The following is a 14215-nucleotide window of genomic DNA, read 5'->3' as shown; positions in this document are numbered from 1 at the left end:
GAAAGCGGCGACGTTGTCGAATGATGCGCGCACCGTCCAGGCGCGAGGGTGAACGTGGGCTCACGTTGATAGAGCTCGTGGTCTCGCTCGCACTGTTGACCTTGCTGGCTGGCTTTATTGTTGGTGGGCTGTCAACAGCCATCCGAGCGTTTGATGCGGATCATCGCAATAGCATGGAAACTGAAACAAACTCGGCGGTCGAAAGCTTGCGTTGCTTTATCGCCTCGGCGATGCCGACGGCGAATTCTTCCCAAGGCGGGGGTGTTCTGTTCGAGGGCGGGCGCGAGGGAATGCGTTTCGTCGCGTTGAGTGAGGGGCGCGCCCTACCAGGAGGTCTGCTGGACATTCGCATTCGTCGCACCGGTGACGAACTGATCCTGGACGTCTTCGGAGCATCGAAGAATGGCGAGCCCAAGTCGCCGCTGGTCTCAACGGTCGTCTTGAAAGGTCTCCGCGGCGTCCACTTTCGCTATTTCGGCTTCTCGAGCCCGCAAGCCGAGCCGGTATGGCGCAACGATTGGATCAAGGCAGAGCGGCCGCCTCTGCTTGTTGAGATCGGCTTCGAATTCGAGGAGCCGGGGCGGAATGGACCTGCGGCAATTGTCGCCCTCCGAAATCAGCCGGGGTCCTAAGCCCTCGCGGACCGGAACCGGCGTTACCTCCCGTAAAGATTTAGTAAATAGGATTGCCGAATCGACAGCTTGGATTGGCAGGAAGACAAGCCGATGACCGACATCACGGTGGCACGGTTCGAACGGCTCGGCACGCTGACTGCGGCGTGGCGACAGTTTTCTCGCTGGTGGCTGAACGAGCTGCGGGAATGCACCCCGGAAGCCTGGCGACATCTGCTGCAGGCTGAAGCGGCTACTCGCCTGTTCATCCTGGACGAGCAGGGCGCCTTGACTGCTCATCTGGTCTCTCGGGCGGGCGTGCATGAGAAGCGGTTCGCGGCTGGCGTTCCTGGTCGTGCGCAGGTCGATGCCTGGCTTGCTGAGATGGGATGCGAGCGTGACGCTGTGCAGATTGGCGTCGCACTAAAATCCGATTGCTTTTTCCAACGCGAGCTCAAGGTACCCCGATCGGAGCTCGGTGTCCTGACGCGAATTCTGGCACAGGAGATTATCCATCGCACGCCGTTCCAGCCGGCCGAGATCTGGCATGGTGCAACGCCGGTGGGTGAAGTGCTGGGCGCGGACGTGCTGGAGTTTCGTCACTGGATCATTCCAAAGGACCGCGCGGAGTCCGAGATCGTCCGACTTGGTTGGCGAAGCTCAGACATCGATTTCATCGCCGCGAAGCAGCCGAGCGGCGGGCCGCTCAGCGTCGTCAGTTTCGGTGCCGGGCAGCGCCAGGATCCGCCATGGGCGTCTCGCGCGATCCGCACGCTAGCGATCGCGCTGGTTGCAGCTTTCGCTCTCGCCCTGGTTTCTGTCGAAACGTGGCAATCGATCCGTGCAGGCGAACTCGAAGATGCGCTTTACGAGGCCAAACGGGGCGTCCAGGATGGATCGCAGGGCGCCGGCGTTCCGCTTCGCCTCATCGCGCTCAAGGCCGAGCCGAGTAGTCTTGCGATCTGGGACGAACTCTCGCGCGTGATTCCGGACCACACCTTTCTCACCGAGCTTCGGATCAGCGGAAGCGTGGTCAGCCTGGCGGGATTGTCGTCGGATGCGGCCCGCCTCGTGCGTGCCTTGGATGCCTCCCGTGTTTTTGCCGGCGCAACTCTCGCCGGTCCCATTACCCCGGACGCAACTGAGGGGAAGGACCGCTTCCGCATGACGGTGAAGATCCGCAAGATCGGGGCGGGTCGTAGCAACAAAATGGTGCAGAGGCCGCAATCATGAATAGCAACTGGCTTCTCAAGCGGCGCCTCCGCTTCGCGGGATTGAATGGCGCAATCGTGCTGACGATCGGTTTCCTGATCCTGGGGCCACTCATTGCGCATTTCGGCGAGCGTAACGACGACATCCTCGACAATGCGGCACAGCTCGCCGAGGTTCAGCGGGTTACGAATGAGGCCGCAAGGCTCGCCAAAACGACAACGCCGGACATTGATCCCTATTTGCCGGGGGCGGAAGAGCGGGTTGCCAGCGCCGATCTTCTGGCGAGCTTGCAAGCTCTGGCAAGCGCCAGGGGGCTCGTGATCCAAACCATTCGAGCACTGCCGGGCCGGCAGGCGGCGCAATGGCGCGCAATCCCGGTACGGCTCGAGCTCGAAGGAGCGTCGGCCGCCGTGCGAGAGCTTATCTCCTCCGTCGAGACGCAGACGCCATTTCTGTTCATTACGGATCTCTCGCTGCGTTCGCTTGGCGACGGCGATGACAGTCGGATGAGGGTAAGCCTGACGATCGAGGGTGCCCTACGCAATCCGGGAAGCTCGCCGGCCGGCCCGCTGCTGAGCGAAAACCGGCCCGGCGAGGCCCCGAGGGCGGCAAGCCAATGAATGAGATAGGATCCCAATTCGGTCAGTGGCAGCTTTGGCGGGAGCTCGCGGTGCCGCGCCAACTGGCCGCCTCAATGGCTTCGCGCTTGTTCTTGCGGAATGATTTTCCGAGCCGTCGGGAGCTGATGGCAATCACCCCGCCAAGGCGGGGCCTGCTGATCGGACTTGCCGTGTTGATCGGCCTCGCCGTCGTGACACCGGTCGCGACCATCGTCGCACTGGAGGTTGCCATCGCCAGCCAGTCGAGCTGGGAGGGCCGGGGGACGGCGGCGCCGGCACGCCAGGAAAGCCGGACCGGCAGCTACGATAATATCCTGCAGCGGCCGCTGTTCTCGAGAAATCGTCAGAGCCCACCGACCGCGCCGGCTCCGGTGACTGCCGAGGCAGTGGCGCCGACCCGGATGATGCTCGAGCCTAGCGTCGCCCTCAGGGGCGTCTTCATGAATGGCGAGCGAGCCAAGGCGTTCCTCACCTCATCCGACAACCCGGTGGGGTTTTGGATCGCCTTGAATGAGCAATGGTCGGGTTGGCGACTCTCCGAGGTGAGGCCGAACGAGATTGTGCTCGAGGCCGAGGGTGAACGGCAGACTCTAGCGCTGACCGTCCTGAAATGATCGCGGAGCTGCGCAAAACGGCGACGCGCACCGGCCAATACCTGACGCGCTCCCTGGTCTGCCACGAGCCCTACCGAGACCAGGTGCTTGTCGTCTGGCTTCTGGTCTTCGGGTTATTCTGGATCATCCTGAACGGCCAGGTCGACCAGACGTGGATTGCCTATTTCGTGTTGGCCGTTGCGCTCGTCACGCTCTTGGCGGCCATCTGCGCAATTGATGCTCGTTTTGGCATCATTCCGGACAAGCTTGTCGGCGCGATGGCTGCATGCGGTTTGGCCGCGGTCTGCCTTCTGGATCCGGACGAGGTAATGTACCGCATCGCAGAAGTCATCATCATTGCGATCGCGATGGCCGCTTTTCGCGCGGTCTATCGCTGGGTTCGCGGCTATGAGGGGCTTGGCTTCGGCGACGTGAAATTTCTTGCTGCCGCTACGTTTTGGATTGGCGTTCGCTCGCTTCCTGCAATGCTCATCATCGCAATCGTATCGGCGCTCGCCAGCGCCTTTCTGCTCAGATCGGCGCGCTATGAAGTCGATGGCCGGCATGCCATTCCGTTCGGCCCCCATCTCGCCGTTGGACTTTGGCTGGCGTGGGTGTTCGATCCGATGAGCTATGTGCTGGGATAGGCGCAATCGTTGGATGTGCGCTTGGGTCACCCCTCCTCGTTAGCCGTCAACATGAACTGAGCGAGTCTGACTGCGGCAATGCCCGCGCACCCTGCGACGATCTTCTCAGACGCGTCGAAGACGGTGCCGTGGCGGTCGGGGGTCAATGTCTGAAGTAACTCGAAGATAATGGCGCTTCCGATCACGATCACGTAAACCATCTGTGTACGCCGAGGGTAGGCCAAAGCGAACAGGCTACCGAGCGTCAGAAAGGCGACGGCGTGCTCCAAATGCGCCCACGTCGAGACATCCACCCCGAAAAGGAACGGTTTGATCCTGCCGTAGACCAGATAGATGAACTGCACCTTGGTCAGCGTGGCATAACCAATTAGGGACACCGCGGCCCAGGCGGCAATGGCAAGCGCGGTCGTGACAATCGATCTAGTCATTCCTTGCTTATGCAGGGCAAAGCCCCAAGCGTCCATAGTTTTCGCGGTCTATGAGGGCTGTGTCACCGACGTTAACCAGCCTCTGTTGGTCTCGGCGCGCTCGAAAGCTTAACCACGTCTCGGGCCTGCGGTACTCACCTCGGCCGAGAGTAGGATAGACTGATCATCGCCGCGCGGAGGGGGCTAGGCAACGAAGCGAGGAGATCCATGAAAGCCACGACGTTTATCGGAGCCGCTGTCGCAATCATGCCGATGCTGGCTCCTTCTATTGCCGAAGCGGGCGACAGTGCGAGAGTCTATCGCAAGCCGCATTGGGGAAGCGCATTCGGATATGGTGCGCGGATTGCGCCTCCTGTGGTGACCGTCGTGACGCCAGACCTCTCCTATCCGGTCCCCAGTTACGTCTACAGCAGACTGGATGATAGTTACGACTATCCATTCGGCTACGGTGAATACGCGATCTATGGAAGGTGGGCGCGCGATGCCTATGGCCGCCCGGACGTGACGCGGTGTCGTCTGATTTGGCTCGATGGTCCGCGATTGCGCAGCCTTAATCGCTGCTATTGATACAAGTCTCTGCGCTGAACTGATTGCGTCAGTTGACTCAATCCTTTCGCTTCTGCAACGCTGATGGCCCGGCGTGAGCAGAGCGCAGAAGATCCCCGGCTGCCCTGCACCTTGCTGTTGCAAATCAGGCAAGTCAGAGAACATCAGCGCAGACCTGTGTCGATAACGTCAGCTTCGAACCGAACAACCGCCCCGGAGGGCGGTTGTCTTAATGCGCTTTAGATTAGGCGAAACCGCGCCTCGTCTCTCCTTCGATAGGCAAAAAGGCCGATTGCCGCGAAACCCAGCCCCATCATCGCCCATGTGGATGGCTCAGGTACGGCAGAAGCAAAGTCCACTCTTGTTTGCTTCACATCAGAGATGTCGCCGCTTGTGGTGAAGCTGATCGAACTGAAGGTCTCTCCATTCTGAGCTTGGATCAGAATGAAATTGTTGCCATTCGCGCTGAGTTGCTGTGTTGCGCCCGAAGTAATCAAGGTTGGCGAAGTGAACGTAACGGTCTCATTAGTCGCAACGTCAATGTTCAGCAGAAGGGCCGTGTAGGCGCTTGCCGTTCCCGACGCTGTTAATGTGAGATCGTTGAACGTGCTACCCGACGGTTTAATCAGCGCTTGTCCTCCAGCTTGGGTATTGAACAGATCCCCGCTACTGAAGGTGATTATTTGCGGCTTGCCTTGGCCATTACTGAAGCCTGCGGCCGAATTTACGTCGGTACTCTTTGCTTGAAAGAGCACGTTAGCATCGAAATTGCCGAGCCCATTCACCGTGCTGATAACGAGGTCGGCCTTGGCCCCAGTGCTCACCACCGTGAAGCCGACTGCGGCTGCTACCAATAAGGAGCTTCTCATTTTATTATACCTCCTGGTGCCCACGAGCCCGAATTGATCGAACGGGAAATTCTGGCAATGGGAAATAACAAATGAGAAAAAAATTCGATTAAATTCAAAATTGCTACGGAACCTAAGAACCTAATCACCGCCATCGCCGGAATAGGGCGAAATATTGTCCACGTGCAGTGGGCAACGATGAGGTGCGGCGTTCGTGCAGTCGTCTCATAGGGCGCCGCGATGGTGTTCTCATCGAACCACGCCTGTTCAGCCTCTTCTGTGGCAGCTGCAGTTCCCTAAAGGCGCAGACGGAGCGCGGCTCGAAGGTCTGAGAGGCAAACATCATCAGGCCAGCAATCGGCACTCTCCACAGTGGCAAGGGCCTGCACCTCGCGCAAACCCACCCACGCTGTTCGAGAGCAGCGCCTCTCGCCTTTTTGGGCACCTTTGTCGCGTATTCGGTGCTGATGGACGTCAAGGCTGCTGACAGATACCTCCGCCAGACGAAGTCGTGCCTGAGGAGGCAAAGAAGGCAACTGGTGTTGCTGACAAGGAGGCGGACGGCAATGCTCAGAAAGCGGACAGGCAGACCCTTCATGAGCGCTGAAAAAAGCCCCAGCCGCTATTTGGACGGCCGAGGCTCCAATAAGATGGAGGTCCGAGTTAAGTTGCTCCGTGGACGTTGGTTCCTGGGAGGGCGTCGCCCCGGGGCGTACTATGGGACCATCTGCCCGCAACCGTACTTCCAGCTTTCCTCACCTGCGGGACCGTTGTTGCGTATGCCGTCGATTTGACGGTCTTCCCGCGCTGTCTACGAGCTCGATTGCTGACTGACGAAGACGCGCAAAAATCGCGCCGAAAATATCTAGAAGCGCATGCTGCTTTGGGGGCGTGGCTCGGCCACGCCGGGCTGCGCGTCCGATGCGTGAGAGCTCGGATTGATTCTCATGACATCACTGTCTCTTCAGAAGCAAAGGCGATCCCGATGCGCTTGGCCGAGCGCCATACCGCTCGGCACGGCCGGCGCAATTCCGCCGTCGGGATGCTCAGTATGAATTCGTGCGGAATACCAATTTGACTTGGTACATCCAAGTTGGCTCCGCCGTTCGACAGATCACGGACAACGCAGCTAAAGGCGCCTCCAGGAAATTCGATCATCGCGGCTTTGAATACGCGCCGCCGGCGTACGTGGCGTTTTTCCATGACCGTGAGACTACGGGTTATAGATAAGCAATTGTTGAAACTTATCACGGAAAGTCTCGCACGAATTCTCGGGAGCATTTAAGGACGCATTAACCAATGAAGCGCCGGATCACCGAACGATGGAAGGCCTCACCCTGGGAAATCCAAGCGTGGTCAAAGCGAAATGAAATTGTTTGACGGCGACAAGAGCCGGACATACGTCCGGCTTGCGTGCAGCTCGAGCCAGGCTTGCTCAATCGCATGCTTGATGTCGCTGTCGAATTCCGGAGCCGTGGCGTTGCAGCCGTTCTTCGATAAGAAGGGCGCGTTGATCTTCTCGATGCAAATGCGGCCGTCTCGGATCGCTTCGATGCTCTTGGCGAGTTCGATTATTCGCAAGGTCCGGATGCCGACTGGCAGCAGGCTCTTGACGCGCCCTCGAACTTGCCGAAGAATCCGAAGGATTGACTACGCGGGCGCTCGCGCCAAGTGCGCCGCTTGTCGACGTCGCCCGCACCTGCCAAAATCACTCAAGCGCTCTTGTCGCACCTTCCCCTCGACGTGGGCCCGCAAAGGAGCATGTCATCTTGGTCGCACTGTTCGCGCGCGCTTCAAGAATTTGCCGCCGCAGCCCAAGGTCTGACCTGCGCCTTTAGGCGGCGCTGCATTCAATGTCTCTCGAAAGGAGAGTGCCCATTGGTAACCAATTAGCAGGGAGAGGAAAGTAAAATGTAGCTTTGTTGATCCCTATCGAGATTGCCATGACTCCAAATTGCGAAGACGATCTAGCGATTATTGCGCGAGAGATTTGCGGACAAACAACGTCATGTTGAGGACCGAACGATCTTGATTGAGGTCCTCGAACATGACGGACACGACGTAGTCGAGCAACGACAAAGGCTCGCCGAGGACCGAGTAGAGCTAGCAAGCCAGATCGAGCGACAGGTTCGTCTACTCGGAGACAAGGTGCACGTCGGTGAACGTCGAAAGCAGGAGCGAACTGAAGTAGACGAGTAGCCTACATCTCCGGCGACGGCTCTAGCTTGCCCTGCAGGGTGATAAATTTGTCAGTACAAGGCGCAGCGATTTAGCTTCCGTTGAAGCTGCACGTGAATTCTACCTTCATGCTCGAGAAAGATCGCGTTATCCGACGCCTGCCGACTTATTTAGTCAAATGGCGATCGGATAGGAGTGTCGTTTGAGGATCACCTATGAGCCGGTGCTGTTCAAACCGGGTTCAGTATTGCTCTTCGCTTGCATGGATAATTTGATGACTAACGATCGACGCGCAACTCGTGCTTGGTCACCCGAGGAAGAAATGCAATTGCTTGCGCTATTCGATAGTGGCAATACTGCAAGCGAGATTGGCAGGCAATTAGGCCGCACGCGCCAAGCAGTGTATGGTCGGCTGCTACGCTTCCGCAAGCAGCAAGGCAGAGTGAACCGCACGACTGGACGTGTGTTTGCGCAATGGTCTTGTAATCAGAAATTGTCTTTGGGAGCGGATGCAAGCTGACGGGCGAAGGCCGGCGGCTAGGGCGATGCGCATGCACGAAGAGATCGTGCTTCTCGGGCTAGGTGATCATGTCTAGTGCAATGCAGACAATCGTGGCCGGCTACGTTGAAGGTGTTAGGGATTGACGCGCTCTGGCAGACCTGCTTGCCCATCGCGCAAGTTGCTCGCCGCGCTGCAAGCAGTTTTCGGGATCAACCCGGCGAATGCAATATCAGCCGTGCGGGATGAAATTGACCTGATAGAAGCGGCCCTTGAGGAGTTGAAGCCTTCGCCTGGCTCTTTGCCTGAGAACGAGTGGTAATAGCTGCCTCATCGGTCCCCTGTCGCGAATAGCGATGAGAATGCGATACGGATGGGCGTTGTGAGCCCGTCGGCACCAGACCGGCGCGTTTCCTTCTTTTTAGTGAGGCGCAACCAAAGCGGCCATGCCGAACGCGACTACGCACGCAGCGGCTAAGGACCAAACTTCAATCGCCATCTCTCTGGGCATTTTGCCGCGTTCTGGGCGACAGCCGCCTCGACGCTCATCACCGTACGAGGGTGGACCGAATACCGACCAGCATCGTGAAGGCAAGCCGCCGCCAAATGAGGTTCATCAGGATTAGCATGGACACTCCCCGTGTTCGACGCCTATCACTCTCGGCCCGCTTTGTTTTGGGATGATTTCGTTGGAGGCTAATTCTGGTTTCGCGGCGGTCGTGAGGGTTTCCGGGTGCGGAGCAAAATCCGCGATCGACGGTCCGGATCGCCGTTCGGTCGCGGAAATCAGCGGTGTTGGCCAAAAGCAAAAGGGCCGCAGCCAGGGCGGACTGCGGCCCGCATTTTCGAAAAAGGATCCGGGTGAAAGAGTTCTGAGCAAATATGCGCCAGCCCGGCGCGACCAACAAAGCACAGGATTGTTTCAGGTGTGTTTCGTCGCACAAAGAAAAAGTGTTCCCTTTCAGGAGCTTACTAATGATAGACGGCTAAGTGGGCTCTGAGGGAGGCCCGCTGGAGGCTGGCAAGCTGGCGGGCCTCACCTCTGAGCAGGGCCGCGTATGTCCGCCACAGCCCCTCCCAGGGCAAACTGTCAGGCAGCTGATACCGCGCTGCTAGTCTGTTTCCGGCCGATAAGCTATGAAGCCAAGCCCGCAGAAGCCCAGCAGCATCATCGCCGAAGTGGAAGGCTCTGGGACAGCAGAGGCAACAAATGCCAAGCCTCGGACTCATCTGGTGTCGCACCGCCGACAAGTTTGGCGTTCTCGGTTGATGAATCGATCGTATACAGCGCTTCGCTGAAGATCTCGATTCCGTACAACACGTCATGCTTTGGCTTCGATGATCTCAATCAGCCATCAGTTGATGGTCTGGGAAATTTGCGGCTGGTGGTCGGCAGCGCCGCCACCCATCGATTATCCCGCGCGAGTGCCTCAGTTGGAAGATGCCCGGCAGAGAAGCGGAACACGTGGCAATGGAACAAACTTCCATCCTGCTCCCAAGCAAAAAACCTTAAGTTGCGTCAATTGGAATTGATCCTGACACTTGGAGCTGTCGTGCACACCCTATGCCTCGAGGTTCGATCATGTCGCTAAACAAGGCTTTGAATGAGCGACTAACAGAACACAAGTTTCTCCCGCCGTCCTCGCGGTCAGACAGATCAAGAAACGTCTCGCCGACAGTGGACCTGCACTGCGCCTCAAGTTCAATGGCCAGAAGCGCGAGAGATCATCGGGGAGTACAAGCGTCTATCGAGCGTGCAAGACGTCATTGACTTCACCAAGCAGCATATGGACAGGGGCTCCTGTCAGATCGAGACGGAGATTTCGTCGGCCCTCAATTACATCGCTACGTCCGCTCCGAAGACTGTCGTTGAAATCGGAACGCTGAACGGCGGAACCTCGCTTCTGTTCGGACGATTTCTGCCGGCGATAGAGACGATGATCTGCATCGATCTGCACGTGAAGAACAAGAAAATGCTGAAGCTGCTGGCGACGCCGAAGCAGCAATGGATGCTCCACGACATGCCCTCCTACGCGGATGACACGGTCAAGCGGGTGGAAACCTGCGCACGCTCATGGAGAATACCCCCTGATGCGGATCTGTTGCGCGATATGATCGGCTTTGCCGCGCAGAGCTTGATGCAGCAGGAAGTCGAAAGCCAGACCGGAGCCGGCTACGGCGGGAAACGCGGAGCATGGACGAACGCAGTCGAACTTCGTATTCCCAAACTTCTCAGAGCTCCTGCTTCCTCGGTATCTTGAGCCACGCCGCATGGCGGAGAAGGCGCTCACGGCCATGGTGCAGGAAGTCTACGTGCAGGGTGTCGCTCGCACAGAGCTGCCCTGCGCATGTGCCACTACCCCGGCGCGTCATCGCCGTGTCTGTGCCCGAAGTGCGACCGGAGCATTTGGCCGGCTAGCTGGAGGTGACCGATCGTCTTCGCCGAGCCGACAGGAGGTCGTTCGGTAAGGTTGACCGGTTAGGTTAAATTCCTAGTCCAGTTGCCCAGGCTGCGAACCTCGCTATTGATTCTTTATGGGCAACAAGCAATCCAAGCCTTCAACAAGGCGGTCGCCAAAGCCGGAGCTCAGTCGCCTGCGCGAAGAGGTGCTCAGGCTGAGGCGGGAGATCGAACTGGAACAGGCACTCGCCGATGCCATCGCAGCTCAGCGACACGATCATTTGAAGCAGACCAAATAAGCCGACGTTTTGCCGGAGTGAGTGCGGATTAGTCCGTCCCTTCGCATCGCACAGACAACTCTCTGGGCCACACCGAATGATCGGCCGCATTTCGATCAGGCGTATTTCCACCGCTTGCTGGCGCTCGTGATCTCGAAAGCTCGGAAAGAGACTTGAGGGTCAGCTTCGGCTTGAGGCGCACGCCACCAGGACGCAAAAAGGACATGGGTGTAATCTCAAGTAAAAAGAGCCAAGCTTAACGGCTGCGTCGCAGCCGTCAATCCAGTCGAGCGTAGGGAGAAAGACCATCGCCAACGCCGATTTCAGCAAACGAACGGCGTGGACCAACTTCATCGTTTCACCCATTGTCTGCCCAAGCGCGGTTCGCGCTCGCTGCGGAGGCGGGCTTCTTAGTCCCCTTACCCGTCGGCCCGAGCGAGTAGACATTATATTCACCCTGCTCCGAGATGGCGTACTGATAGGGTCGTCCCCACGGATCGAGCAAAGTCTTGGCATTCTTCAAATAGGGTCCATTCCAGCGAGGCGCTTCCGGCGTCGCCTCAACCAAAGCCCTCAGTCCAGCGCTCGAGCTCGGATAGGAGCCATTTTCAACATAGTACATCTCGAGCGCAGTGTTGATGTTCTCGATCTGAAGCTGAGCAGACTGTGTCTTCGCCTTTCCGAAATAGCCCATCACTTGCGGCGTCGCCATGGCGGTAAGCGCCGCGAGGATGCCCATCACGACGAGCAGCTCAAGCAACGTATAGCCGGCCATCCCAGGCCGACGACTGTCATGCCGAAGCTTCCTGATGCGCTGTGGCACTGAAGACTTGTTCGTGTCGACGGTCATGATGCCCCCAAGAAAGTACCCTTGCACTCGAGGCATCCTCATCACGGCTCGTGTCCACCGGGTTAATGGAACCGGCAACTTCGAGCCAGTCTGAATACGGGAGTAGTAAAACGGGGAGAATGCCAGGCCACGCGCAAGTCAGGCGTTAAGCTTTTCGCTTAGTTAATGCGTTCATGAACGAGGGGGATCAGCCGTCAAGCTTAACTGGCGAGTTCATTTGTGTCGAAATCCGGCCGCTTCTATAGATCTGGATCGAAAAGCTGAAGCTCATTAAACGTTTGCGGAGAATTCGAATTGCAGCGCATCAGTGTATCCAAGAGCATTGCACGCGACCCGATCGAGAAATCGTTGTGTTTGCGCTACGCGGAGGTTCTCGCGCTTCGCGAAGCCTTGCGGAAAGCGAGCTCGACGTCGGCGATCAAGAGGTCGAGGCGCAGCGGCAACAAACGAGCGCGTGTGAACGGTAAGTGAGGCCCGGCGTCAAGCTTTCCAACCAAAGGCTTATCGAGAGCGGCAATGTCAACCCGCCTACTGACCACCAATGCCTTAGCTCGGATTTGTCAGACCTGCTGTCGTCAAAAGCCTATCATCTACCTAAGCTCGTCGACGATTTGGCCTGCAATTCTTCAGAAGAAACGCCGTCCGGGGATGTGGAAACCGGAAGTGAGGGATAATGCGTGTGAGCTAGCTGCTGGTTTCGAATACCACACCGATGCGCATGTCTTGCCGCCAGATAACGCGGGCTGAAAAGCGCCGGCCCTCCAGGGTCAGAACGAGCGTGAAGTAATCGGGCAAGCCGAACGAGCTACTTACGTCGAGCGCGGCACCCTGCTCGGAATGATTGCGCACCATGCATGCCACTGATTTCAGACCGAACTCAATGGTGCCTGGTTTTAGCACTCGATCCCGTATGGCAGCCCGCTCTGGCATGGCGGAAAACTGCGCGGTCAAGATGAAGGAATTGTGCTCGGAACACCTAAATTTCTATCGGCATCCTTGCTTAGATCGTTGGTCCGATCTAAGCATCAAGCTTAATGCGCGAGTTCGGTTGTGACGTAAGCGCTGTTTTCAGGCCACAGCTTGGAGATCGTGACGGCGATAGGCCCACGAGCAACTGATCGATGCCGCTATTCGGATGGTCATTGACGATCCTGGTGAGCGCGTCGGCCAAGCAGGCGAACGGATCGACGTCATTCCACTTCCAGGTTTCGACCAGCGCGGCGATGATGGCTCAATGGTCGGCACCACCGTCGGAGCCTGCGAACAGCGCGTTTTTCGGTTGAGTGTGATCGTACTGATCGAACGTTTGACGATGGTGTTTGCCGAGCTCGATGCGGCCATCATTGACAATGCATCAGACCTTCCCAGCGTGAGAACGCATAGCGGATGGCGTCGGCCAGCTTGCCTTTTTGGCTGATCAACGCGAGCTTTGCGCGGAGCCGCCGTTCGAAGGCTTCCGCCAACGGTCGCCTTTCTGTTGCCGAACGAGACGGCGCTGCTCGGCGCTGTCCTTCTCGATGGTATAGAACTCGGCGATATGCTTCAGCGCCTGGCCCGCAATGGGCGCGAGGCCAGCCTTGACGCCAGTGCGAGGCGCGCTTCGCTGATCGGCGCCGAAGTGCTGCTTCTGCTCGCGCACGCGCCGCGCCAGCGCGAGCAGTCTTGCGAACGCCGCTTCGAGCCCGCCGTTGCCCTCGATCTTGCGGCCGATGTCGCGGATCACGCGCCCCAGATAGGTCCGGAGCGTCTTGAGCGCCCGGTTGGTGAGTTTGAATTGCTTGGCGTGGGCATAGCGCTGATGCTGGATCAGGGCGAACTTGCCAACCCGCGGGTAGGAGTGACGCAAACTCACCGCCGTGGCGCTGCGCGAGCCGCACCAGCTTCTCGCGCGCCCGGTTCAGAAGCTTCGCATCAGTGGGGAAGGTCACGTTCTTGGGCTGAACTGTGGTGTCGACGATCACCCGCGACAGTTCGGACGGCTTGATCGCCTTGGCCTTCGTGGCGAGCGACAGGCTCTCCTGAATCAGTGCTGTCAGCCGCTCCTCGCCCATCCGGTTGCGCCAGCGCGTCAGCGACGAGCGATCGAACACCAGCCGGTGCTGGAAGAACTCCTCGACGCAGAAGTATTGGTAGTAGGGGTTCTCGACCCACCGCTCGCACAACACCTCGTCGGAGAGGTCGTAGGTGTGCTTGAGGATCGCCAGTCCTGCCATCAAGCGCGTCGGCAGCGGCGGCCGGCCGGGATCATCGGTGTAAACCTCGCCGAACCGCTCTTCCAGGAAGCCCCAATCCACCGTCCGTCTCAGCGCTACCAGCGGGTGCTTCATGTCGATGAAGGCAGTCGGAAATTACACCCCACACCCTTCTTCGCCTTGCTGATGCGGTGAAGATCGCGTTTCCCTTAGGTGGGATGACGATCGCGGGTTTGCGTCGAGAGAGTGATAGCAACCGACTGGTCATAGAAAAGATTGCTGGCAAGGAATTTACCACGCTGGCTCATGTTA

The 14215-nt window shown here is 58.3% G+C and carries 14 protein-coding genes and 3 pseudogenes; 9 read left to right on the top strand and 8 right to left on the bottom strand.

Going from position 1 to position 14215, the window contains the following annotated elements:
• Nucleotides 1-20: 20 nt before the first annotated feature.
• From IF809_RS30520 to IF809_RS30500, 5 genes are all read left to right on the top strand, one after another.
• Nucleotides 21-632 carry a prepilin-type N-terminal cleavage/methylation domain-containing protein gene (locus IF809_RS30520; protein ID WP_462839381.1) on the top strand — a complete coding sequence of 204 codons (612 nt, stop codon included), beginning with the start codon at nt 21-23 and terminating at the stop codon, nt 630-632.
• Nucleotides 633-725: 93 nt separating this feature from the next.
• Nucleotides 726-1844: a PilN domain-containing protein gene (locus IF809_RS30515; RefSeq protein ID WP_462839380.1), complete on the top strand. Its 1119-nt coding sequence runs from the start codon at nt 726-728 to the stop codon at nt 1842-1844.
• The gene (gene gspM / locus IF809_RS30510) at nt 1841-2443 is read left to right on the top strand and encodes a type II secretion system protein GspM (RefSeq protein WP_462839379.1); all 603 of its coding nucleotides are present in this window, start codon (nt 1841-1843) and stop codon (nt 2441-2443) included. Before IF809_RS30515 ends, gspM begins: the two co-directional genes overlap by 4 nt.
• Nucleotides 2444-2568: 125 nt before the next feature.
• Nucleotides 2569-3057, top strand: a complete 489-nt coding sequence (locus IF809_RS30505) for a hypothetical protein (protein ID WP_462839378.1) — start codon at nt 2569-2571, stop codon at nt 3055-3057.
• Nucleotides 3054-3683: a prepilin peptidase gene (locus IF809_RS30500; protein WP_462839377.1), complete on the top strand. Its 630-nt coding sequence runs from the start codon at nt 3054-3056 to the stop codon at nt 3681-3683. Before IF809_RS30505 ends, IF809_RS30500 begins: the two co-directional genes overlap by 4 nt.
• A gap of 26 nt (nt 3684-3709) precedes the next feature.
• On the opposite strand, the gene IF809_RS30495 is transcribed toward IF809_RS30500, so the two are convergent.
• Nucleotides 3710-4111, bottom strand: coding sequence for a hypothetical protein (locus IF809_RS30495; RefSeq protein WP_462839376.1), 402 nt, complete (start codon nt 4109-4111; stop codon nt 3710-3712).
• Nucleotides 4112-4318: 207 nt separating this feature from the next.
• On the opposite strand from IF809_RS30495, the gene IF809_RS30490 reads away from it, so the two are divergent.
• The gene (locus IF809_RS30490) at nt 4319-4678 is read left to right on the top strand and encodes a hypothetical protein (RefSeq protein WP_462839375.1); all 360 of its coding nucleotides are present in this window, start codon (nt 4319-4321) and stop codon (nt 4676-4678) included.
• Between the two features lie 218 nt (nt 4679-4896).
• Here IF809_RS30490 and IF809_RS30485 read toward each other — a convergent pair whose 3' ends face one another.
• On the bottom strand, nt 4897-5526 hold the full coding sequence (locus tag IF809_RS30485; protein WP_462839374.1) for a PEP-CTERM sorting domain-containing protein: 630 nt from the start codon (nt 5524-5526) through the stop codon (nt 4897-4899).
• 924 nt (nt 5527-6450) lie between these two features.
• The gene (locus IF809_RS30480) at nt 6451-6708 is read right to left on the bottom strand and encodes a PilZ domain-containing protein (protein ID WP_462839373.1); all 258 of its coding nucleotides are present in this window, start codon (nt 6706-6708) and stop codon (nt 6451-6453) included.
• Nucleotides 6709-7885: 1177 nt separating this feature from the next.
• Here IF809_RS30480 and IF809_RS30475 point away from each other — a divergent pair.
• Nucleotides 7886-8203 carry a hypothetical protein gene (locus IF809_RS30475; RefSeq protein ID WP_462839372.1) on the top strand — a complete coding sequence of 106 codons (318 nt, stop codon included), beginning with the start codon at nt 7886-7888 and terminating at the stop codon, nt 8201-8203.
• Between the two features lie 1091 nt (nt 8204-9294).
• Here the strand turns inward: IF809_RS30475 and IF809_RS30470 are convergent.
• A complete protein-coding gene (locus IF809_RS30470) occupies nt 9295-9399 on the bottom strand; it encodes a PEP-CTERM sorting domain-containing protein (RefSeq protein ID WP_462839371.1) in 105 nt (34 codons plus the stop codon).
• An 857-nt stretch (nt 9400-10256) separates the two neighbouring features.
• Here IF809_RS30470 and IF809_RS30465 point away from each other — a divergent pair.
• Nucleotides 10257-10510: pseudogene (locus IF809_RS30465) on the top strand (transposase); the annotation flags it as partial.
• Nucleotides 10511-10717: 207 nt separating this feature from the next.
• Nucleotides 10718-10882: a hypothetical protein gene (locus IF809_RS30460; protein ID WP_462839370.1), complete on the top strand. Its 165-nt coding sequence runs from the start codon at nt 10718-10720 to the stop codon at nt 10880-10882.
• Between the two features lie 337 nt (nt 10883-11219).
• On the opposite strand, the gene gspG is transcribed toward IF809_RS30460, so the two are convergent.
• The 4 genes and pseudogenes from gspG to IF809_RS30440 all read right to left on the bottom strand — a co-directional run.
• Nucleotides 11220-11711, bottom strand: a complete 492-nt coding sequence (gene gspG, locus IF809_RS30455; protein WP_462839369.1) for a type II secretion system major pseudopilin GspG — start codon at nt 11709-11711, stop codon at nt 11220-11222.
• Between the two features lie 684 nt (nt 11712-12395).
• Nucleotides 12396-12662 (bottom strand): PilZ domain-containing protein, encoded by a 267-nt coding sequence (locus IF809_RS30450; RefSeq protein ID WP_462839368.1) that lies wholly within the window; start codon nt 12660-12662, stop codon nt 12396-12398.
• A gap of 67 nt (nt 12663-12729) precedes the next feature.
• Nucleotides 12730-13290: pseudogene (locus IF809_RS30445) on the bottom strand (IS66 family transposase); the annotation flags it as partial.
• A gap of 42 nt (nt 13291-13332) precedes the next feature.
• Nucleotides 13333-14044 (bottom strand): annotated as a pseudogene (locus tag IF809_RS30440) (IS5 family transposase); the annotation flags it as partial.
• Between the last annotated feature and the right edge of the window lie 171 nt (nt 14045-14215).

The organism is Bradyrhizobium sp. UFLA06-24 (assembly GCF_054967145.1).
The sequence above is the reverse complement of the archived record's forward strand: the minus strand, read 5'-3'. Positions and strand labels throughout refer to the sequence as shown.